The 20,777-nt window shown below is 63.4% G+C and carries 17 protein-coding genes; 7 read left to right on the top strand and 10 right to left on the bottom strand.

What is annotated here, in order from left to right:
- Positions 1-35: 35 nt before the first annotated feature.
- The 3 genes from I3253_RS08775 to I3253_RS08785 all read right to left on the bottom strand — a co-directional run bounded on the left by I3253_RS08775 (position 36) and on the right by I3253_RS08785 (position 4,599).
- On the bottom strand, positions 36-1,121 hold the full coding sequence (locus I3253_RS08775; protein ID WP_197917276.1) for a DUF2235 domain-containing protein: 1,086 nt from the start codon (positions 1,119-1,121) through the stop codon (positions 36-38).
- Positions 1,099-3,396 (bottom strand): xanthine dehydrogenase family protein molybdopterin-binding subunit, encoded by a 2,298-nt coding sequence (locus tag I3253_RS08780; protein ID WP_197917277.1) that lies wholly within the window; start codon positions 3,394-3,396, stop codon positions 1,099-1,101. Before I3253_RS08780 ends, I3253_RS08775 begins: the two co-directional genes overlap by 23 nt.
- 72 nt (positions 3,397-3,468) lie before the next feature.
- Positions 3,469-4,599, bottom strand: coding sequence for a type III PLP-dependent enzyme (locus tag I3253_RS08785; protein WP_197917278.1), 1,131 nt, complete (start codon positions 4,597-4,599; stop codon positions 3,469-3,471).
- A gap of 107 nt (positions 4,600-4,706) precedes the next feature.
- Between I3253_RS08785 and I3253_RS08790 the strand changes: the two genes are divergently transcribed.
- Positions 4,707-5,144, top strand: a complete 438-nt coding sequence (locus tag I3253_RS08790) for an Lrp/AsnC family transcriptional regulator (protein ID WP_197917279.1) — start codon at positions 4,707-4,709, stop codon at positions 5,142-5,144.
- A gap of 18 nt (positions 5,145-5,162) precedes the next feature.
- Here I3253_RS08790 and I3253_RS08795 read toward each other — a convergent pair whose 3' ends face one another.
- Entirely contained in the window at positions 5,163-6,092 is a 930-nt protein-coding gene (locus I3253_RS08795; protein WP_197917280.1) for a zinc transporter ZntB, read from the bottom strand.
- A 131-nt stretch (positions 6,093-6,223) separates the two neighbouring features.
- Here I3253_RS08795 and I3253_RS08800 point away from each other — a divergent pair, with 131 nt between their 5' ends.
- Positions 6,224-9,361 carry a valine--tRNA ligase gene (locus tag I3253_RS08800; protein ID WP_197917281.1) on the top strand — a complete coding sequence of 1,046 codons (3,138 nt, stop codon included), beginning with the start codon at positions 6,224-6,226 and terminating at the stop codon, positions 9,359-9,361.
- A 311-nt stretch (positions 9,362-9,672) separates the two neighbouring features.
- Here the strand turns inward: I3253_RS08800 and I3253_RS08805 are convergent, their stop codons facing one another.
- The gene (locus I3253_RS08805) at positions 9,673-10,464 is read right to left on the bottom strand and encodes a crotonase/enoyl-CoA hydratase family protein (RefSeq protein WP_197917282.1); all 792 of its coding nucleotides are present in this window, start codon (positions 10,462-10,464) and stop codon (positions 9,673-9,675) included.
- A gap of 117 nt (positions 10,465-10,581) precedes the next feature.
- On the opposite strand from I3253_RS08805, the gene I3253_RS08810 reads away from it, so the two are divergent.
- Together I3253_RS08810 and I3253_RS08815 are read left to right on the top strand one after the other, a co-directional pair.
- Entirely contained in the window at positions 10,582-11,685 is a 1,104-nt protein-coding gene (locus I3253_RS08810; protein WP_197917283.1) for a pyridoxal phosphate-dependent aminotransferase, read from the top strand.
- Between the two features lie 76 nt (positions 11,686-11,761).
- On the top strand, positions 11,762-11,956 hold the full coding sequence (locus tag I3253_RS08815) for a histidinol phosphate aminotransferase (protein WP_197917284.1): 195 nt from the start codon (positions 11,762-11,764) through the stop codon (positions 11,954-11,956).
- Positions 11,957-11,988: 32 nt separating this feature from the next.
- On the opposite strand, the gene I3253_RS08820 is transcribed toward I3253_RS08815, so the two are convergent.
- On the bottom strand, positions 11,989-13,185 hold the full coding sequence (locus tag I3253_RS08820; protein ID WP_197917285.1) for a pyridoxal-phosphate-dependent aminotransferase family protein: 1,197 nt from the start codon (positions 13,183-13,185) through the stop codon (positions 11,989-11,991).
- Between the two features lie 236 nt (positions 13,186-13,421).
- Between I3253_RS08820 and I3253_RS08825 the strand changes: the two genes are divergently transcribed.
- Positions 13,422-15,251, top strand: a complete 1,830-nt coding sequence (locus tag I3253_RS08825) for an ABC transporter ATP-binding protein (RefSeq protein WP_232236870.1) — start codon at positions 13,422-13,424, stop codon at positions 15,249-15,251.
- Here the strand turns inward: I3253_RS08825 and I3253_RS08830 are convergent.
- A complete protein-coding gene (locus I3253_RS08830) occupies positions 15,248-15,928 on the bottom strand; it encodes a TIGR04283 family arsenosugar biosynthesis glycosyltransferase (RefSeq protein ID WP_197917287.1) in 681 nt (226 codons plus the stop codon). The two genes, I3253_RS08825 and I3253_RS08830, sit on opposite strands and share 4 nt — an antisense overlap.
- A gap of 71 nt (positions 15,929-15,999) precedes the next feature.
- Between I3253_RS08830 and ygfZ the strand changes: the two genes are divergently transcribed.
- Positions 16,000-16,740 carry a CAF17-like 4Fe-4S cluster assembly/insertion protein YgfZ gene (gene ygfZ / locus I3253_RS08835; RefSeq protein WP_197917288.1) on the top strand — a complete coding sequence of 247 codons (741 nt, stop codon included), beginning with the start codon at positions 16,000-16,002 and terminating at the stop codon, positions 16,738-16,740.
- 137 nt (positions 16,741-16,877) lie between these two features.
- Here the strand turns inward: ygfZ and efp are convergent, their stop codons facing one another.
- Entirely contained in the window at positions 16,878-17,441 is a 564-nt protein-coding gene (gene efp / locus I3253_RS08840; RefSeq protein ID WP_197917289.1) for an elongation factor P, read from the bottom strand.
- 217 nt (positions 17,442-17,658) lie between these two features.
- On the opposite strand from efp, the gene I3253_RS08845 reads away from it, so the two are divergent.
- Entirely contained in the window at positions 17,659-17,979 is a 321-nt protein-coding gene (locus I3253_RS08845; RefSeq protein ID WP_197917290.1) for a DUF6280 family protein, read from the top strand.
- Positions 17,980-18,154: 175 nt separating this feature from the next.
- Here I3253_RS08845 and I3253_RS08850 read toward each other — a convergent pair whose 3' ends face one another.
- Together I3253_RS08850 and I3253_RS08855 are read right to left on the bottom strand one after the other, a co-directional pair.
- Positions 18,155-19,267: a hypothetical protein gene (locus I3253_RS08850; RefSeq protein ID WP_197917330.1), complete on the bottom strand. Its 1,113-nt coding sequence runs from the start codon at positions 19,265-19,267 to the stop codon at positions 18,155-18,157.
- Between the two features lie 74 nt (positions 19,268-19,341).
- Positions 19,342-20,760 (bottom strand): TolC family outer membrane protein, encoded by a 1,419-nt coding sequence (locus tag I3253_RS08855; protein WP_197917291.1) that lies wholly within the window; start codon positions 20,758-20,760, stop codon positions 19,342-19,344.
- Between the last annotated feature and the right edge of the window lie 17 nt (positions 20,761-20,777).

The raw sequence follows: 20,777 nt of genomic DNA on the forward strand, positions 1-20,777 counted from the left end.
GCCATCCCCGGGCGGCACAACGGCCGCCTGCGTGCTCACGCGCGCGGGCCCGCCCTGCCAGGGGACGACAGAACGCCCTTGATCTCCCCGCTTTCCACAAAGGCCAGCGCGCTTTCGTGAATGCGCTCTGACCGGTCCAGCCCGACCACCCGCCGTCTGCGGAACAGGAACATCTTGCCCCAGCCCTGCCAGGTGCCCACCATCGGCGCTTCGGGGTTGGTTTCGAACCGGGCACGCCATCCCCTCGGCAGCGCCACGTCGCAGCTCTCCAGTTTTTCCAGCATCCAGACCAGCGGAATATTCGACAGCGGCCGCGCCGCGCCAAACCCGCCCAGCATCCCGCCCACATCGCCATGCGCACCGCGAAACCACATCTGTTCGACACGCCCGTCCCAGCTTTCGGAACATTCCCACAACACCGGCGCGAACACTTCGCGGGTTTCATCCAGCCCCAGCGCATGAAACCCGCGCTTCACGATCGGGCTCAGATGATGGTTATGGTGGCTGTGCCGCTCCTCGGTCAGCCGCCACAGCAGCGGCAGCCGCAGGCCCAGCGCCTTGACCGTGTCCCACACCCCGACCATCTCGATCTTCACATCCGCGTGGCAGAAATTTCGCGCAAAGACCCTTGCCGCCTCGCTGTCCGGCGTCCTTTCGTAATGCCGGTACAGGGTGCGGATATTGCGCTCGGTCGCGCAAGGCGCCCGCAACAGCCCCACCCGGTCAATCGCCCCGGCCAGTGAGCGCACCGCGAAGGCGCCGCGCGAATAGCCCATCAGCACGATCCGGTCTCCGGGACGATAGCGCGACGCCAGATAACCATAGGCGCGCCGGATCTGCCGGTTGATCCCGCGCCCCATCATCACGTCCAGCGTCTTGCCCCAGCCCGGCCACTGCACGCCAGCCTCGTAATAGACCGAAATTTCCGCGCCCATCTCCTGCAACAGCCGAAACGTCAGGCCCGCGTTGGTTTCCTGCCCCGGCTCCAGCGTCGACATGGTGCCGTCCAGAATGATCACATGGGTCAACGGGCCACGGCGGGCAACAGCCTTGGAATGGTCGCTGCTCAGCCCCCGGCCAAGCCAGCCCAGTATCCGTTCATGCAGCCGCTTCAGAGGCATCCTTCAACATTTCCCAAACCCTGTGCGGCGTGAACGGCATGTCCGCCTGCCGCACACCGCGCTCCCACAACGCATCCTGCACCGCGTTGGCCACCGCCGCCATCGACCCGACGGTTCCCGCCTCGCCACAGCCCTTCATGCCCATCGCGTTTGCCGTTGACGGCACAGCCTCTGTGGTGAATCCGATCATCGGCAGATCGGCGGCGCGCGGCATGGCGTAATCCATGAAAGTCGCTGTCAAAAGCTGCCCGTCCTCGTCGAAAACCACATGCTCCATCAGGGCCTGCCCGGCACCCTGCGCCACACCGCCATGCACCTGCCCTTCGGCCAGCATCGGGTTGATCAGGTTGCCGAAATCATCCACCACATTGTACCGGTCCAGCGTGACCTGCCCGGTCTCCGGATCGATTTCCACCTCGGCGACATGCGCGCCATTCGGGAATGACCGCGCCGGAAGGGTGGTGCGCGCCTCGTGCCTCAACAAGTCGCTCCGCCCGTCCTGCCGCGCCATTTCGGCCGCTTCCATCATTGTCGGATGCAGGTTCGATCCCTCGGCGCGGAACTGTTCGTCATCAAAACGCACCGCGCCCGCGTCGACGCCCATCTTCTCGGCCAGATAGGGCGTGAAGGCGGCGATCATCCTGTCCACCGTGGCCAGTGTCGCGGTGTTCTGCACCGTGACCGAGCGCGACCCGCCGGTGCCGCCGCCCTGGGAAATCCGGTCGCTGTCCCCCTGTACCACTTCGATCAGATCCGCCGGAATGCCCGTCTGATCCGACAGGAACTGCGCATAGACCGTTTCATGCCCCTGACCGTTCGATTGCGTGCCCACGTAAATCGACACGGTGCCGTCGTCGTTGAATTCCACCTTCGCGCTTTCGGACGGATCGCCCAGAATGCTCTCGATGTAATAGCACAGCCCGATCCCGCGCAGCTTGCCCCGCGCGGCGCTTGCGGCCCTGCGCGCGGCAAACCCGTCCCAATCGGCAAACTCTGCCGCCCGTGTCAGAACCCGGTCGAAATCGCCCACATCATAGGTCTCCCCGGTCGCGCTCTTGTAGGGGAACGCGGTTGCCGGAACGAAATTGCGCCGCCGCAACTCCAGCGGATCAACCCCAAGTTCACGCGCGGCCCGGTCCATCAGCCGCTCCAGCACATAAATCGCCTCGGGCCGCCCGGCGCCACGATAGGCATCCACCGGCGTGGTGTTGGTATAGATGCCATCCACCTGCAACCAGGTGTCCTGCACGTCATACACCCCCATCAGCACGCGGCTGAAAAGCTGGGTCTGGATCGCCTGGGCAAACATCGAATTATAGGCACCCAGATTGCATACAGAGCGCACCCGATAGGCCGTGGCCCTGAGGTCTTCGTCAAATGCCATCTCGACAACCGAGGTCAGATCCCGCCCGGCATTGTCCGAGAGCATCGATTCCGTGCGCTCGCCCATCCAGCGCACCGGCCTGCCCACAACACGCGCGGCCTGGGCCACGGCGAAAGGCTCGTTATAAACCATGCCCTTCATGCCGAACCCGCCCCCGGTATCGGGGTTGGTGACGCGGATCAGATCCGCCGACATGTTGAAAACCCGTGCCATCTGGTCCTTGGGCACCCAGACCCCCTGGGCATTGGTGGCCAGATGCACCCGGCCCCCGTCCCATTCGGCGTAACACCCGCGTGGTTCCATCGAATTGACGATGATCCGGTTGTCGCCCACCTCCAGCCGCACCACATGCGCGGCACTGGCAAACCGCGCCTCGGTCGCCGCCTCGTCACCCATGCCCCAGTCAAACGCACGGTTGTCGGGAACCGAGCCGTGCAGCGCCTCGCCCCCCGGCGCCAGGTCCATATGCGCGGGCAGATCGTCAAAATCAAAAAGGATCATTTCGGCCGCATCGCGGGCCTGCGCCAGCGTGTCGGCCACGACAACCGCCACCGGTTCGCCCACATAACGCACGCGTCCCTCGGCCAGCACGGGCCGCTTGGGGCCCGCCCCCGTCGACCCGTCCCGGTTCTTGACCTGCGTCCCCGGCAGGCTGGCATCCATCCCCGCCGCCTCAAGATCGGCCTGTGTCAGCACACAATGCACGCCCTCGGCCGCGCTGGCGTCGCTAATGTCCAACTCGGTGATCACGGCATGGGCCACCGGAGAGCGCAGGAAATAGGCATACAGCGCACCCTCGGGGGCGATGTCGTCCACATACCGCCCCTGCCCGGTCAAAAACCGCGAATCTTCCACCCGCCGTATCGACTGGGCCTTGCCGAATTTGTCCATGAACCATTCCCTCGCGCCAGATCGTTCAGGGGGAATGTAACCGCCCACAAGGCGAAGTCCATAGGCCGCGCCCTACAACCGTGCGACCGTCACGATTTCCTGATCTCCATAGCCGTTGAACCCGGTCGAGATCGACGCGGAATAGGCGCCCATCGCCCGGATCAGCACATAGTCGCCCTCTTCGGTGGAGTCCGGCAGCGGCATCTTCTGGGGCAGCCGGTCGATGCTGTCACAGGTCGGCCCGAATACCACGCGGGGCCGTGTCGTGCCGGTCAGCTCTGTGCCATCCGCGCGCATCACCTGAACCCGGTCGGGCAATCCGATGTCGCGCAATTCCGTCAACGCGCCATAGACCCCATCATTCAGAAAGATCGCGTCGCCGCGCACCGCCTTGACCCGAACCGCCAGCGTAAAGGCCTCGGCCACCATCGCGCGGCCCGGTTCACATACCAGTCCCGGGTGATCCGGGCCAAAGGCACGCTCGGTTTCAAACGCGATCCGGTCAAAAATGGCACCCAGATCGGGCGCCGCCCCGCTGCGATGCGCCGCGAAACCACCGCCAACGTTGATCCGGTTCAGCGTGACAGCCGCGCGGCGCGCCACATCCGCCGCCTCGATGATATACACCGCCCAGGCCTGGGGATCGGCGCATTGCGTGCCTGGATGAAAGGTCAGCGATGTGGCAAACCCCATCGCTCGGGCCTTTTGCAACAGGGCGACCGCGTGATCCGGGTCGGCGCCGAATTTCTCGCCAAAATCATAGGCCGCCCCGGACACCGGCATCCGCAGCCGCACCGCGATCTCGGTTCCGGCGCGCGGCACATCCGCCAGCTTGTCCAGCTCACGTGGACAATCCACCGACCAGCTTGCAATGCCATGACCCACCGCCCCCGCAATCTCGGCAACCGAGCGTACCGGATTGTGGTAATGCAGCACGGCATCAGGGGACGCCGCCCGCACCCGCTCCATTTCCGGCAACGAGGCCACGTCAAACGCGGTAATCCCGGCGCTGACCAGATTGTCCAGCACCGCCGTATCGTCATTGGCCTTGACCGCATAGGACACAAGCCCGCCAAACCCGTCCTGAAACCGCCTTGCGGTGGCCTGCAAGACATCCGGCGCGAAATACAGTACCGGCGCGTCGGGTTGAAACTTGGTCAGATGCCAAACTGGCGACGGCCAAAGGGCCGGTTGATTGCGCATTTCCTACCTCATGTCCTGTTTTGCTCAGGATCATGGCTTTTTTGGTCGATTTCATGTGTCGATCTGGTAATACTGCAAAAGACTTTACTCAATATGACGAAAGTGGAATGCAATTAGACGAAACTGACCGCACCCTGCTCTCCCTGCTGTCGGAAAACGCCCGCGCACCGGTCGCCACGCTGGCACGCAAGCTGGGGCTGGCACGCACCACCGTGCAGGCGCGGATCGACCGTTTGGAAACCAACGGCGCCATTGCCGGCTACACCCTGCGCCTTGGCGAAACCGCCCGCCCCCGGATCCGCGCTACGGCACTTGTGTCGATCGAATTGCGCGCTGGCCCGTCCGTCCTGCAACGGCTGCGCTCGCTGCCCGCCGTCGAAACCGTGCATACCTGCTCGGGCCGGGTGGATCTGATCGTCGGCATCGCCGCCGACAGCACTGCCGAACTGGACGACACGCTGGACCGGATCGGCGAGACACGTGGCGTGAGAAACTCCGAAAGCCTGATCCACCTCAGCACAAAACTTGCCCGCAACAGAGCCTGACCCGTGCGCAATGGCGGATCACTTTGCGTGCCGCCGTCCGATCAGCCCGATCCACCAGAACAGCCAGGCCTGAAATCCGCTCAGCAAGACCAACAGCCCGCTCACCGCCCAAAACGCCCATGATGTTTCTGTGCCCGGCATCCCCGCCACGTTGATGCCCAGCAACCCGGTCAGCAATCCCAGCGGCAGGAAAAACGCTGCCACCACTGACAGAACCAGCATCTGGCGGTTCATCCGCTCGGCCCGCGCATCCGCGATCCGCTCCTGCACCAGCCCGGCCCGGTCCCGGATGGCATCCAGTTCCTCGGCCAACCGTGTCACCCGCTCTGTCGCTTCGCGCAGCCGGGGCCGGTCAGCCGGTCCAACCCAGCCCAGCGCCTCGATCTCCAACGTGCTCAAGGCATCGCGCTGCGGGAACATATAGCGTCGCAGTACTGTCGCCCTGAGCCGCAGGTCCGCCAGCTTTGCCCGCACCCCCGCCTCGGCACCCTCCGAAACGTCATTTTCCAGCGCGTCAATGTCTTCGTTCAGCGCCGCCACAACCGGCTCGGCCCGATCCGCGAGCCGCAACGCCAATTGCGCCACCAATTCTGCCGCGCGCCCCGCTCCGCCGCCCCTGTCCATCGCTTCCATCACGTCGCTCACCGCCATCAGACGGCGGAACTGCGCACTCACAACTTCACGCTCTGTCACCCAAAGCCGGATGGACACCATATCCTCCGGTTCGGCCCCCGGATTCAGGTTCACACCCCGCAGGTTGATGATCACCCCGTCGCCATGCACCGTGCATCTGGGTCTTGTCTCCTCGGCCACCAGGGCAAGATGCACCATCCCGTCCAGACCCACGGCTTGCAGACCGGCGCGCCCCTCGTCCTGGGAAAGATCAAAGTGCCGCCAGCGAAAGCCGCCCGGCCCGCCCCGCCATTCCCGTATCGCCGCTGTCGTCATGTCCGCCCCCGTTTTTTCAACTTTAGGCGCCAGCTTGCCCTTCTGGTCAAGAAAATTGGCGCGCCACCTTTTCCTTGCGCCCCCCATTCTATAATGGGTCATCAACTCAGGGATCATGTGGGATCAAGTCGATGGCTATGGAAAAAACCTTCAACGCGGCCGATGCCGAAAGCCGCCTTTACGCGGCCTGGGAAAAGGCCGGGTGCTTTACCGCCGGGGCCAATGCCAAGCCGGGCGCCTCGACCTATTGCATCATGATCCCGCCGCCCAACGTAACCGGCGTGCTGCATATGGGCCACGCCTTCAACAACACGTTGCAGGACATTCTGATCCGCTGGAAACGGATGCAGGGCTATGACACGCTTTGGCAACCGGGCACGGATCACGCGGGCATCGCCACGCAAATGGTTGTCGAACGCAGGCTCGCCGAAGAAAACCAGCCCTCGCGCCGCGACCTGGGCCGCGAGAAGTTCCTTGAAAAGGTCTGGGAATGGAAGGCGCAATCGGGCGGCACGATCGTCAACCAGCTCAAGCGTCTTGGCGCCTCCTGTGACTGGTCGCGCGAGGCCTTCACCATGTCCGGCGCGCCCGGCGCGCCCAAAGACGTGGCTGGCGGCAATTTCCATGATGCCGTGCTCAAGGTCTTTGTCGACATGTACGACAAGGGCCTGATCTATCGCGGCAAACGCCTCGTGAACTGGGATCCGCATTTCGAAACCGCGATTTCCGATCTTGAAGTCGAGAATATCGAAGTGCACGGCCATATGTGGCATTTCAAATACCCGCTCGCCGGTGGCGCGACCTACACCTATGTCGAAAAGGACGAAGACGGCAACGTGATCCTGACCGAGGAGCGCGACTATATCTCCATCGCCACCACCCGCCCCGAAACAATGCTGGGTGACGGCGCGGTCGCGGTGCATCCCTCGGACGAGCGTTATGCGCCCATTGTCGGCAAGCTGTGCGAAATCCCTGTGGGGCCGAAAGAACACCGCCGCCTGATCCCAATCATCACCGATGAATACCCCGATCCCGATTTCGGCTCGGGCGCGGTCAAGATCACCGGCGCGCATGATTTCAACGACTACCAGGTCGCGCGCCGGGGCGGCATCCCGATGTACCGCCTGATGGACACCAAGGGCCATATGCGCGCCGACGGAAAACCCTACGCCCAAGAGGCCGCCACCGCGATGGCCGTTGCCAGGGGCGAGAGGACACTCTCGGAAAACGAGGCCGACGCGATCAATCTGGTACCCGATGATCTGCGCGGGCTGGACCGGTTTGACGCGCGCACCGCCGTGATCACCCAGATCACCGAAGAAGGCCTTGCCGTGATGGTTCCCAACCCCGCCGCCGGGGCCGAAGGTGAACCCGAGGAAATCCCGCTGGTGGACAACAAGCCGATCATGCAGCCTTTTGGCGACCGCTCCAAGGTGGTGATCGAACCGATGCTGACCGACCAGTGGTTTGTCGATGCCAAAAAGGTTGTCGGCCCCGCGCTGGATGCCGTGCGCAACGGCACGGTAAAGATCCTTCCCGAGTCGGGCGAGAAAACCTACTACCACTGGCTGGAAAACATCGAACCCTGGTGCATCTCGCGCCAGCTTTGGTGGGGCCACCAGATCCCGGTCTGGTACGGGTTCGATCTGTCGGCCAACGGCTTTGTCGATGACGAGGGCGACGGCGCGCTTGATCTTGTGGAAATGGGCCGTCTGCTGTCCCGGCAAAAGCTGCTGCTGGGTGACGAACGCCACCATTGCGCAGCCAGCTTTGAAGAGGTCAAGGCACAGTTCGACGATGTCGAGGCCGCGCTGCCCACACCGCTCAACCACGCGCAAGTGATCGAGGTCGAAGACCGCGCTGCCGCGGTGCACGCATTTGCCGCCGGTCTCGCCGAATACGAAATGACACAAGACCCGACCAGGCTGGTTTACCCGGTCTGGCACGACCCGGATGTACTGGACACCTGGTTCTCCTCGGGTCTCTGGCCCATCGGCACGCTGGGCTGGCCCGACGAAACGCCGGAACTGGCAAAATACTTCCCGACATCCACCCTCGTCACCGGGCAGGACATCCTGTTCTTCTGGGTAGCGCGCATGATGATGATGCAACTGGCCGTGGTCGACGACATCCCGTTTGACACGGTCTACCTGCACGGGCTGGTGCGCGACGCCAAGGGCAAGAAGATGTCCAAATCCACCGGCAACGTGATGGACCCGCTTGAAATCATCGACGAATACGGCGCCGACGCGCTGCGCTTTTCCTCGGCGGCCATGGCCGCTCTCGGGGGCGTGCTGAAACTCGACATGGCAAGGATCGCGGGCTACCGCAATTTCGGCACCAAGCTGTGGAACGCCGCGCGCTTTGCCGAGATGAACGGCGTCTTTGAGGCCGACGTGATACCGACGCAATACCGACGGGATGCCGATACGGTCCAAACCGCGAACAAATGGATCATCGGCGAGACCGCGAAACTGCGCGAAACCGTCGATGACGCGCTGGAGAATTACCGCTTCAACGATGCCGCGAATGCGCTGTACGCCTTTGTCTGGGGCAAGGTCTGTGACTGGTACGTGGAATTCTCCAAACCCCTCTTCGCCTCCGACGACCCCGCCGTGGTGGCCGAAACCAAATCCACCATGCGCTGGGTGATCGACCAGTGTCTGATCCTGCTGCACCCGATCATGCCCTTCATCACCGAAGAGCTGTGGGGCAGCCTTGGAACCCGCGACAAGATGCTGGTCCACACCGACTGGCCCACTTACCAGGCCGCTGATTTCGTTGATGAAAAAGCGGATCGTGAAATGAACTGGGTGATCTCCGTGATCGACAACGTGCGCTCCGCCCGCGCCCAGATGCATGTGCCCGCCGGGTTGAAAATCCCCATGCTGGTCAGCGAACTGGACGCGTCCGGCAAGGCGGCCTGGGCGCGCAACGAGGCGCTGATCATGAAACTTGCCCGCATCGACAGCCTGACCGAAGCGCCCGAATTCCCCAAAGGCTCGATCACCGTTGCGGTCGAGGGCGGAAGTTTCGGCCTGCCTCTCGCCGATATCATCGACATCGGCGCGGAAAAGGCCCGGCTGGAAAAAACCCTCGGCAAACTCGCCAAGGAGCTCGGGGGGCTTCGGGGCCGCCTCGACAACCCGAATTTCGTCGCCTCCGCCCCCGAAGACGTGGTGGAAGAGGCCCGCGAAAACCTCGCCGCACGCGAGGAAGAGGAAACCAGGCTCAGGGCCGCGCTCGCCAAGCTCGCCGAGCTCGACTGAGCCTTTGAAAAACAGCGCATCATGCCAGTGTTCAAGGCGTGATGCGCGTTTTCAAATCCTGATCAGGCGGCTGATCACGAAAACCAAAGCCACAGAGCACCAGGGCAACACCCGCACCAGTTGAAGCCATGTCCTTGAAAACAAGACACCAGTCCGCCGCATCGCGAAGCTGGTACTTGCCGCCACGACCGCCCCAAGAACCCCAAAAGAGCCCCCGCGCGGAACCCGTAATTCTTCATTTTGCCAAAAGTACTCCGGGGGTGAAGTTTGAAAATGCCCGCATTTTCAAACGAGGGGGCTGGCCCCCTCCCTTATCCGAAATCCGGCTTCCGCTTCTGCAAATTCGCCGCGATCACTTCCATCTGATGCGGCTTGCCGATCAGCGTTGCCTGCACCCGGCTTTCTTCCAGCAATACCGCGTCCGGATCATCCGGGTGATCTTCGGCAAACCCGATCAGCGTTTTGGCTGCCCGTATCGCCGACGGGCTCTTCCCGGCAATGTCTTCCGCCAGATCCATCGCGGCCGCCAGCGGATCCTCCACAATCTCGCTCACCAGCCCCCAGCCCAGCGCCTGCTCCGCGTCGAACGGCGTCGCCGTATAGGTCAGCCGCCGGATCACGTCGCTGCGCGTCAGATGCGGCAACAGCGCCATGCCGCCCATGTCGGGCACGATGCCCCATTTCATTTCCATCACCGCCATCTTCGTGCCGGGCGCGGCAAACCGGACATCCGCGCCCAGCGCGATCTGGCAACCGCCGCCATAGGCCACCCCCTGCAAGGCGCAGATCACCGGCACCGGCAGCTTGCGCCACACCATCACCACCTGCTGGAACAGGTTGGCATTGCCATACGTGCGCGGCTCCAGCAATTGCGCCGGGTCGCCCTGCGCCATCGCCGCGAACGACATCACGTCCAGGCCCGCGCAGAACGCCCTGCCTTCGCCCGCCAGCACCACGGCGCGCACATCCTCATCGCCCATCAGGCCCTCGCCGGCCTCGACAATCGCCTGCATCATGGCAGGGTCCAGCGCATTCATCTTGTTCCCCCGCGTCAGCGTTACGCGGGCAACGTGGTTTTCGATCTCGACCGATACGCGGGCCATGGGGTGCCTCCTTCAATCGCGGTGCCCTCAGTCTCACAGGGGGCGGGCGCAAAATCCACTTTGACGTGGGGGCAATTCCTGCTTGCCGCCCCTCCGGCCTTCGGCCACATTCCCCCCATGACCGGACCCAGATTCACCAAACTCGCCCAAAGCCTGCCCGCCACCGTCCCGTTTGTCGGCCCCGAAGCACAGGAGCGCGCAATGGGCCACCCGTTCGACGCCCGGCTGGGCGCCAACGAGAACATCTTTGGACCATCCCCCAAGGCGATTGCCGCAATGCAGGCGGCGGCCACCGGCATCTGGATGTATGGCGATCCCGAAAACCACGACCTGCGCCACGCGCTGGCGGATTTCCACGCGGTCGCCCCCGAAAACATCGTCGTGGGCGAAGGGATCGATGGCCTTCTGGGCTATCTCGTCCGCCTCCTGATCGAACCGGGCGACGCGGTCGTCACCTCGCTTGGCGCCTACCCGACATTCAACTACCACGTGGCGGGCTTTGGCGGCGCATTGCATACCGTGCCCTACCGGGACGATTGCGAAGACCTGCCCGCCCTTTTGGCAAAAGCCGCCGAGGTGAACGCCAAGCTGGTCTATTTCGCCAATCCGGACAATCCGATGGGCAGTTGGCGCACAGGCGCCGACATCCTGTCCGAACTTGATGCCATTCCCGAAGGCTGCGTTCTGGTTCTGGACGAAGCCTATGTCGAGCTGGCCCCCGAAGGCACCGCCGCCCCGGTCGACATCAACGATCCCCGCGTGATCCGTATGCGCACCTTTTCCAAGGGCTACGGCATGGCCGGCGCGCGCGTGGGCTATGCGCTGGGACAGGCGCAATTCATCCGCGCCTTTGAAAAGATCCGCAACCATTTTGGCATGAACCGCGCCGCGCAGGCCGGGGCGCTGGCGGCTTTGGCAGACACCGATTGGCTCGCCCGGACCCGCACAAACGTGGCCGCGGCGCAAGAAAGCATCTCCGACATTGCCGCCAGACACGGCCTGGCCGCGCTGCCCTCGGCCACCAATTTCGTGGCCATCGACTGTGGCCGTGACGGCCAGTTTGCCAAGGCCGTTCTGGACGGGCTTGTGGCGCGTGGCATCTTCGTACGGATGCCCTTTGTCGAACCGCAAAACCGTTGCATCCGGATCAGCTGTGGTCCCGAAAGGGAACTGGCCCTGTTCGACGCCGCCCTTGGCGACGTGCTGGCGGAACTTGGCTGATTTCACGGCGGCTCACGAAAATTTTGCCTTGGGGGGCGTGATTCGCGGCTATCCTGTTCGCCAGGAGGTCATTGCCATGTCTCGTCCCATTCAACGCGTCGAGGACTATACCAACACCTGCCTCGTGATGGGGCTGGTCAATCTCTTGTGGATTTTCGCCGTCATCTGGGTATTTCTGGGTCTGCCCGCCATCATGGTGATCGCCGTGATCCTGAATGCCGGGATCAACCGGATCGATCCAGGCCGGAAATCGCACCGTCCACGAACCTGATACCGGGCTTACGCCCCGCCGCGCGGTTCGCGTCACGCCCCCGCAATCACTTTGGCCGCCGCCTCGATCCCGCCCGGCCCGTGCGGTATGCCCTGTGCAACCATGCCTGTCTGCACCGTCGCCAACAGCCCCAGGATCATCTGCGCATTCACGTGCCCCATATGGCCGAACCGGAAAAATCCGTCGCTCCCGGGATCGCTCTCTGTCTCCATGCCCAGCCCGATACCCAGGGTCAGCCCGGCGTCATCCTGACACCAGCGGCGCAGCGCCGTGCCATGGGGCGCACCGATCGACAGCGAAGTCACGGCATGGCTGCGATGCGCCGGGTCTGCGATATTGAGCCGCAACGGTCCACCCTGCCCCCAGGCATCCACCGCAGCCCAGATGGCCCGCGCCAGCCGTTCATGACGGGCCCAGACATGGCTCAGCCCTTCGTCGCGGATCATGTCCAGCGCCACGCGCAACCCGTAAAGATGATGGGTCGGCGCCGTTCCACAGAACAGTTGGTAATAATATTCCGGGTTGGTGCGCGGCTTCCAGTCCCAATAGCGGCTGACCCGTGTCAACCTGTCCCGCACCGCGGCGGCCCGTTCGTTGAAAAACACAAACCCAAGCCCCGGCGGCACCATCAGCCCCTTCTGGCTGGCCGCGATCATCACATCGACCCCCCAGGCATCCATTTCGAACCGGTCACAGCCCAGCGACGCGATGCAATCCACCATCAACAGGGCCGGGTGCCCGACATCGTCCAAAGCCCGCCGCAGCGCCACGATATCAGACCGGGCCGACGTGGAAGTGTCCACATGTACCGCCAGCACCGCCTTGATCGCGTGGTCCCGGTCGGCGGCCAGCGCCTCGGCCACCCTGGCCGGATCGATCGGGCTTTGCCGGCCGAAATCGATTACCTCGGTCTGCACGCCCAGCCCAAGGGCCGTATCGCTCCAGCCATATCCGAACCGCCCGCTGGCGGGCACCAGCACCTTGTCGCCCGGAGCCACCACATTGGCCAGCGACGCCTCCCAGGTGGCATGTCCGTTGGCTATATAGATCGCGACATCATGCGCCGTGCCCGCCACCCATTTCAAGTCAGGCAGCAAGCCATAGGTCATCTCGACCAGCTCGCCCTCGTAGATATTGGGGGCCGACCGGTGCATCGCGCGCAACACGGCCTCGGGCATCACCGAAGGCCCCGGAATCGCCAGATAGGGGCGCCCCTGTGACAAGTCCATGATCTACCTCACATCCAGAAAACGGTTCGACCCTAACCGTCCATCGGGCGGCGTCAATGTGGGTCGGCAGGCTTGCGCAATTTTTGCGACACCGGGCTCGTTTTTCCGCGCCGCTCCCCATTGCCTCTGGTTTTGCCGCCCGGCCCCCTGTAAACGTCGCGGCGAACCGCATTTTCCGACAAGGGCCCAGCTTGGCACAACCCGACGCAGATCAAGGCCAGAAAAGCGGCGCACTCATGCTTTGGGTGTGGCGCGGGTACCTGCGTAAATACAAATGGCTTCTGGCGCTGGCCGCGTTTCTCATGGCGATCGAAGGCAGCTCGCTGGGTGCGATCAGCTATATGATGAAACCGATGTTCGATACGGCCTTCACACCGGGAAATTCTGACGCGCTGTTGCTGGTCGGCTTGATATTCGCCGCCATCTTCGCCACACGCGGGGTCACTTCGGTCTGCCACAAGGTCATCCTGACAGCCGTATCGCAAAAAGCCTCGGCCGATTTGCGCGGCGATCTGATCGGGCATCTGATGCGGCAGGACAATGCCTATCACCAGACCCATCCGCCCGGCTTTCTGATTCAGCGGGTGCAATCGGACGTACAGTCGATCAACGGCGTCTGGGCCGCCTTCATCACCCGCGCCGGGCGCGACATGATCTCGCTGGTGGCGCTGATCGGCGTGGCGGTCAGCGTGGATTGGCGATGGACGCTGATCACCTGTATCGGCACCCCGCTTCTCGTGCTGCCCGTATTGGCCGCACAGCGTTTCGTGCGCCGCCGTGCCCGCGAAGCGCGCGATCTGGGGGCCAGCATCGCGACACTGCTGGATGAAATCTTTCACGGTATCATCCCGACCAAGCTGAACCGCCTGGAAGAGTACCAGATCACCAAATTCCGCGGCTCCACCAAGCGCCTCGTGCGCGCCGAGGTGCGCGCATCTGTCGGCACCGCCTCGATCGCTGGCATGGTCGATCTGACCGCCGGTCTGGGTGTATTCCTCGTCCTGCTCTATGGCGGCAGCGAGATCGTGGAGGGCGAAAAGACCGTCGGCCAGTTCATGAGCTTCTTCACCGCCATGGGCATGATGTTCGAACCACTGCGTCGCCTTGGTGGGGTGGTTGGTCAATGGCAGGTCGCGGCCTCGGCGATCGAACGCATCAAGGAACTGATCGATACCCAACCCACGTTGATCGACCCGGCCAATCCGCTGGCGCCGCCGCGCGACGTGCCGGGTATCGAACTGCGCGATGTCAGCCTGGCCTATGGCGATACGCCAGTCCTGCAAGGCGCGACATTCACCGCCGAACCGGGCAAGACCACCGCCATTGTGGGCGCCTCGGGCGCGGGCAAATCGACCGTCTTCAACGTTCTGACCCGCCTGGTGGATCCGCAATCGGGCGATGTCAGGATCGGCGGCGTCTCGAACCGGGATCTCACGCTGTCGGACCTGCGCAACATGTTCTCCGTCGTGTCCCAGGATGCGATGCTGTTTGACGAAACCCTGCGCGAAAACATCCTGCTGGGCCGCCAGAATATCGACGAAGCCCAGCTTCAATCGGTACTGGAGGCGGCGCATGTGGCCGATTTCCTGCCCAAGCTGGCCGAAGGGCTGGAGACCGAAGTCGGCCCGCGCGGCTCCAACCTCTCCGGCGGACAGCGCCAGCGCGCGGTCATTGCCCGCGCCTTGTTCCGCAACACGCCCATCCTGTTGCTGGACGAGGCCACCTCGGCTCTGGATGCGCAATCGGAAACCGTTGTCCAGGCGGCACTGGATCGCCTCTCCGAAGGGCGCACCACGCTGGTCATCGCCCACCGCCTGTCCACCGTGCGCGAGGCCGACAAGATCGTGGTGATGGACAAGGGCGCCGTGGTTGACCAGGGCACGCATGACGAATTGCTGGCCGGCGGCGGGCTTTACGCCGAACTCTACCGCCTGCAATTCAACACCGACGGCAAAACCGCCGAGGAGAAGGCGCTCACCCCGGTACCGGACGATCCGCAACCCGACGAGCCCGCACGCTCCATGCTGGGCCGGCTGATGTCGCGCCTGCCCTGGGTCAGCAGCTAACGGCGATAGGCCCGCGCCAGCCGCTCTGGCGACACTCCCATCAGATACCGCGCCAGGGTCCACAGGTTACGCCCCCCGCGTCGCACCCAGCCCTGTCGGCGGTATTTCTCGGCGCTGGTCACAGCCACCGCATCCAAAGGCCCCACCGCCCCGCGCAGCGCGCGTGCCAGCGCCACGTCCTCCATCAGAAGCATGTCGCCATAGCCGCCGCGCGCCTCATACAGGGCGCGCGACACCAGCAACCCCTGATCGCCATAAGGCAACCCGAACAGCCGCGCGCGCAGATTGGCCCAGCCCGCAACGATCCGCGCCGCCAGCCCGCCATCGTCAAACCGCAGCCTGAAATACCCGGCCCGCGTTTCTGCCTCCAGATGCGCCAGAACCACCGCGCTCCATCCCTCACCAAGACAGGTATCGGCGTGCAGGAACAACAGCCAGTCACCCCGCGCCGCATCCGCGCCCGCCCGCAACTGCCCGCCCCGCGACGGCGCCGCCCGGATCACCTGCGCACCCGCCTCCTGGCCAAGCGCGATCGTGCCGTCGCGCGATCCGCCATCCACCAGGATCAATTCGCGGATCACCCCCAACCGCACCCCCTCGAACAAGGCCGAAAGACACCCCGGCAGCGCATCCCGCGCGTTCAATGTGGGTATGATCACGGAAACCGGCGCACGCATTTCTCTCTCCTGACCTGTTGCATGGCTCAATTGCTTCTATATGAACAGGGAACGCCAGAACAGGACCGACCATGGACCGCCCCAGAACCATTCTGCGCCTGACCGGCGCCGACACCGACCAATTTCTTCAGGGCCTTGTGACCAATGACATTGGCGGGCTGTCCAATGGGCTCGTCTACGCGGCCCTTCTGACGCCCCAGGGCAAATACATCGCCGATTTCTTCCTGCTTCGCGATGATGGCGGCATCCTTCTGGATGCCGACGCCGAACAGGCCCCGGCCCTGCAAACCCGGCTCGGCATGTACAAGCTGCGCGCCGATGTGGCCATTTCCCCGACCGATCTGCACCTGCATCGCGGCCTTGGCGCTGGCCCGCCCGATGGCCATGCCGATCCCCGCGCATCCGCGCTGGGCTGGCGCGCCTATCGCGACAAGCCGCAAACCGGCGACAAAACCGACTGGACCGCGCTGCGCGTGGCGCATGGCATCCCCGCCGCGGGGATCGAGCTGACCGAAGACAGCTACATCCTGGAAAACCGGTTCGAACACCTCAACGGCGTCGATTTCCGCAAAGGCTGTTACGTCGGCCAGGAAGTCACCGCGCGCATGAAGCACAAGACCGATCTGCGCAAGGGGCTGGTTCGCGTCACCATTGACGGCGCGGCCCCCGTCGGCACCCCGATCACGCGCGAAGGGCGCGCCGTGGGTACGCTGTATTCGCAGGCCGGAAACCAGGCGCTGGCCTATCTGCGCCTTGACCGCGCCGGCGAAGACATGATCGCCGGCGACGCACGGATCGCCTATGCCCCCTGATCGCCACCGCCTGCCGGTTGCGATCCGGCACGGCATTCCGGGGGGCAATGCCGGGCTTTCATTGTTCCAAAAATACTCAAAAATGCGAAAAGGCCCGCCACATGGCAGGCCCTCAGCCAAAGTCACGCCACGTCACTTCACGCCCGTTCGGCATATTCCATGGTTTCGGTGTTCACGATGATGTCCTCATCCTGCCCTACGAAAGGCGGCACCATCACCCGCACACCATTGTCCAGAACCGCCGGCTTGAACGAATTCGCCGCCGTCTGCCCCTTTACCACCGGTTCGGTTTCCACGATCTTGCAGGACACTTTCTGCGGCAGCGTCGCGTTCAGCGCCTCGTTCTCATAGAACTCCACAACGATGGTCATGCCGTCCTGCAAAAACGGGCGTCGCTCGCCCAACAGATCCGCCGGAAGCTGGATCTGCTCATAGGTTTCGGTATCCATGAAGATCAGCATTCCGTCGTCTTCATACAGAAATTGCTGGTCTTTTTGCTCCAACCGCACCCGCTCGACCTTGTCGGCGCTGCGGAAGCGTTCGTTCAGCTTGGACCCGTTGCGCAGGTTGCGCATCTCGACCTGGGCAAAGGCACCGCCCTTGCCGGGCTTCACGTGGTCCACCTTCACCGCAGCCCACAGGCCGCCATTATGCTCCAGCACGTTGCCGGGGCGAATTTCGTTTCCGTTGATCTTGGGCATGTATGAAAACCCTGTCGTAATGGTTGATCCGAAGTCTCGCGATCCTATATCTGCCATGTCAACAGCTGGCAAGGTGGCGTATGTCGTGCTGCACGTGCAGCAAGCCATGCGAATTTTGCATATAAGCTATGCATTAACACCCTATCCGAATCGGACGAACTACGTCATAAGGGGCGCCACGCCGAAAACACAAGAGCAATAATACAAGGACGACGAGATGACCGATTTCGTTGATGGAGCGGCTTTCAACAATGAACAGGGCAACCGGGCGCGCAAGCTTTTTGCCGCTGTTGTCCTGGCTGCCCTGGATGACGCCATTGCCGACGACAAGAAATACGGCAACGGCCCCGAACAGATCGCCCGTTGGGCGCGCTCGCGCGATGGCCGCGAAGTGCTCAGCTGTGCCGGCATCGACCCGAACGAACGGGTTGTCACCGGACTGATGGACTTTGTTGCCAAGGGTGTACGGACCTCGGTGGCACTGTCGCGCGAGGAAAGCGAACGTCGCAACGCGGCGGCACAGGCAGAAGCGGCCTGACTCCACCCATCTTCCAACGAAAAAGCGGCGCGCCGGGGATGGCGGGCCGCTTTTCGTTTGTCTCAAGTTTCGTTTGTCTCAAGACGCCCTGATTTCCACCTCAGGCAGGGACAGGGCGGGCCGCCGCGCCAGATATCAGCGTTTCGTGCACTCCGCCAAATTCCAATGTGTCAGATCAATCAAGATCATGGGCCGCCAGCGCCCGGTGTATCTCTCGGCGCACCAGCTTGCGCACGTTGCGCGTGATCCGCTCTCCCAACGCGCCCTGCAACTCCTGGCGCACGATATCGGCCACCATTTCGCGCAGGCTCTCTTCATCGATCACCATGGCTTCGTCGACAATCCCGGCCAGGTCCGGCATCACCGCTGCCTCAACGTCTTCGACGAATTCCTCTTCAAGCTCGGCTTCCAGCGCATCCAGCGCCGAATCGTCCACCGGCTCGGCGGGCTCGCTGTCCCAGGCCGGTTCCATCATGTCGGTCCCCGCATAATCGCTGTCGCCCGGTGAATCCGGCTCTTCCACACCGGCTTGCGGCTCGCCATCGCGCCACTGCGAAATCCGTGCTTCCAGCACCTGCTGGAAATCAAAAGGCGCCTCTTCGTCGCCGTCGCCCGCGTCGCCATGAAACCTCTCGGGCAAGCCGTCGTCGCCCTCGGCCTCCCCAGCGCAAGGCGTCCCATCCGGCCCATCCGCCATGTCCTGCTCTGGATCGGCATTCGCATCCTCGAAGGCAGGCGCGTCGGCCCCCTCTACAACGGCCGTGATCGCCGCGTCATCACCGTCTTCGTCTTCGGCAAAACCATCTCTCTGGACGGGCTCGTCCACCAACTCCGCGTCCGCGAACGCGTCCTGCGGTTCCGCAATGTCCAGGGCATCCGCCCAGTCGTCGTCCCCGGTCAGCTCTTCGAACGGATCCGGTGCCCCGGCCTCCTCCTGCGCTTCCTCCAGCGACTCCTCCCAGGTCAGGGCGTCGCGCCCCTCATCGTCCTCGAACGACGCGGCGAAGACGGTTTCGCCATCATTCTCATCCCGGTCTCCGCCAAGGTCTTCCGCCTCACGGGCTTGCGCATCAGGCGTCTCGTCCTCGGGAACACGCAGCGCCGGGGTCAAAACCAATGCCGTCGGCTCGCTCACGCCAACGCTGGGCCCGGTGCTCTTCAGAGCCTTGCCGGCAGACGGCCCGGTATCGGGCGCAACAGACGCCACCGCCTTGCGGTTTTCCGAAACAAGTCGCCGAATCGATGTCAGAACATCTTCAATCTCGGCATTGGTAACGGGGTCAGACATTGTGCAAGTCCACTCTTAGCCTCTTGCCAAGTGTAGCGGGCTGGTAGCGTTCACACAACCGATAGGAAGAATTGTCACTCTTTCCCAATGGTCTTGAGCACCTTGTCCAATTGCTGCCCGCGCTTGGACCGCAGCGCCGGCGCGTCCTTGACCAGATTGTAATAGGCTTCCGGGTCGTAACGTTCGACACGCAGGTTCAGGTGATCCACGGTCAACAGCCCCATGGCCGACAACACGCCATAAGCCGCTATGTACTGCGTTGCCTGCGCCGAAATCACGTTTGACTGTGCGTCAAGAAGATCCTGCTCCGAGGTCAACACGTCCAGGGTCGAGCGCGCACCCACCTTGGCCTCTTCGCGCACACCGTCAAAGGCGATTTGCGCTGCCACCACCTGCCGTTCACTCGATTTGATGGCCGCGCCCGCCGCGATCAGGCGCGCCCAGGCGGTACCGGCCTGGCGGCTGACATTGTTGCGCGTCAGGTGCAGGGCCGCCCGCACCGCATCGCGCTGGGCAGCTGCCTTGCGCGCCAGCGAGGACAACCGCCCGCCTTGATAGATCGGGCCGCTGAAGCTCAGGCCGACCGAGGAACTGTTGGTATAGTAAGGGTCGCCGAATTCCTGATCGACATATTGCCGCGCGGTAAACGTGACTGTCGGCCCCATGCCGGCCTTTGCGCGCAAAACGTTCAGCTCCGCAGCCGATATCTCGTATTGCGCCTGGGTCAGCTGTGGATGCGACCGCAGCGCCACCGCCCTCACGTCATCTATCGAATTGGCGGTGTAAGGCAGGCTCTTGGGGCTCTCCAGCCGCCCCGGCCGGTGGCCGATCGCAGCGGTATAAAACTCCTGGCTTTCCAGAAGATTGCCTTGCGCGGCAGCCAGTTCGGCCCGCGCGCCCTCAAGCCGGGCTTCGGACAGCGCGACATCCGTCCGCGTGACTTCCCCCACTTCGAAACGATCTCGCGACGCCTGCAACTCGCGCTCCAGAACGCGCAGGTTGTTTTGACGCAAAAGGACAATCTCGGTATCGCGCACAACAAACATGAAGGCGGAAACCGCATCGAACAATACCGACTGCTCCGCCGAGATCAGCGCCTGGCGCGTGGCCAGCACAGTTTCCTTGGCAGCGTCCACCGCCAGCTTTGTCACGCCATTGTCGAACAGCAGCAATTCAAACGACAGGCCAATTGCGGCTTGACGGTCCGTGCTGTTGTAGCTCGACGGTGTGGTCGCGGCGGTCTCGCCAACAGTGTATCCCAGACCGATTTCGCCGAACCAGTTGATCATCGGGCGCAGCAGCGCCAGCGTCGAGGCGACATCCTCGTCCGCTGCACGCAGCAGCGCGCGGTTCTGATCCAGCAGGCCGCTGTTTTCATAAGCAGCGGCAAGCGCATCCGACAGCGTCTCAGCCTTCGCCGCGCCAAGCGACACCATGGAAACCGACAGGGCCAATGCCCCCAGCTGTACCGCTTGTCTTACCCGATGGAGCATGTTTCCCTCACCTGTTG

It is taken from the genome of Thiosulfatihalobacter marinus (assembly GCF_016019955.1).
Lineage (GTDB): Bacteria > Pseudomonadota > Alphaproteobacteria > Rhodobacterales > Rhodobacteraceae > Shimia > Shimia marinus_A.

What these genes read in the sequence shown, in the direction of transcription:
- I3253_RS08775 (WP_197917276.1), bottom strand. Translation starts at nt 1,121, where the DNA reads ATGCCTCTGAAGCGGCTGCATGAACGGATACTGGGCTGGCTTGGCCGG.
- I3253_RS08780 (WP_197917277.1), bottom strand. Translation starts at nt 3,396, where the DNA reads ATGGACAAATTCGGCAAGGCCCAGTCGATACGGCGGGTGGAAGATTCG.
- I3253_RS08785 (WP_197917278.1), bottom strand. Translation starts at nt 4,599, where the DNA reads ATGCGCAATCAACCGGCCCTTTGGCCGTCGCCAGTTTGGCATCTGACC.
- I3253_RS08790 (WP_197917279.1), top strand. Translation starts at nt 4,707, where the DNA reads ATGCAATTAGACGAAACTGACCGCACCCTGCTCTCCCTGCTGTCGGAA.
- I3253_RS08795 (WP_197917280.1), bottom strand. Translation starts at nt 6,092, where the DNA reads ATGACGACAGCGGCGATACGGGAATGGCGGGGCGGGCCGGGCGGCTTT.
- I3253_RS08800 (WP_197917281.1), top strand. Translation starts at nt 6,224, where the DNA reads ATGGCTATGGAAAAAACCTTCAACGCGGCCGATGCCGAAAGCCGCCTT.
- I3253_RS08805 (WP_197917282.1), bottom strand. Translation starts at nt 10,464, where the DNA reads ATGGCCCGCGTATCGGTCGAGATCGAAAACCACGTTGCCCGCGTAACG.
- I3253_RS08810 (WP_197917283.1), top strand. Translation starts at nt 10,582, where the DNA reads ATGACCGGACCCAGATTCACCAAACTCGCCCAAAGCCTGCCCGCCACC.
- I3253_RS08815 (WP_197917284.1), top strand. Translation starts at nt 11,762, where the DNA reads ATGTCTCGTCCCATTCAACGCGTCGAGGACTATACCAACACCTGCCTC.
- I3253_RS08820 (WP_197917285.1), bottom strand. Translation starts at nt 13,185, where the DNA reads ATGGACTTGTCACAGGGGCGCCCCTATCTGGCGATTCCGGGGCCTTCG.
- I3253_RS08825 (WP_232236870.1), top strand. Translation starts at nt 13,422, where the DNA reads ATGCTTTGGGTGTGGCGCGGGTACCTGCGTAAATACAAATGGCTTCTG.
- I3253_RS08830 (WP_197917287.1), bottom strand. Translation starts at nt 15,928, where the DNA reads ATGCGTGCGCCGGTTTCCGTGATCATACCCACATTGAACGCGCGGGAT.
- ygfZ (WP_197917288.1), top strand. Translation starts at nt 16,000, where the DNA reads ATGGACCGCCCCAGAACCATTCTGCGCCTGACCGGCGCCGACACCGAC.
- efp (WP_197917289.1), bottom strand. Translation starts at nt 17,441, where the DNA reads ATGCCCAAGATCAACGGAAACGAAATTCGCCCCGGCAACGTGCTGGAG.
- I3253_RS08845 (WP_197917290.1), top strand. Translation starts at nt 17,659, where the DNA reads ATGACCGATTTCGTTGATGGAGCGGCTTTCAACAATGAACAGGGCAAC.
- I3253_RS08850 (WP_197917330.1), bottom strand. Translation starts at nt 19,267, where the DNA reads ATGTCTGACCCCGTTACCAATGCCGAGATTGAAGATGTTCTGACATCG.
- I3253_RS08855 (WP_197917291.1), bottom strand. Translation starts at nt 20,760, where the DNA reads ATGCTCCATCGGGTAAGACAAGCGGTACAGCTGGGGGCATTGGCCCTG.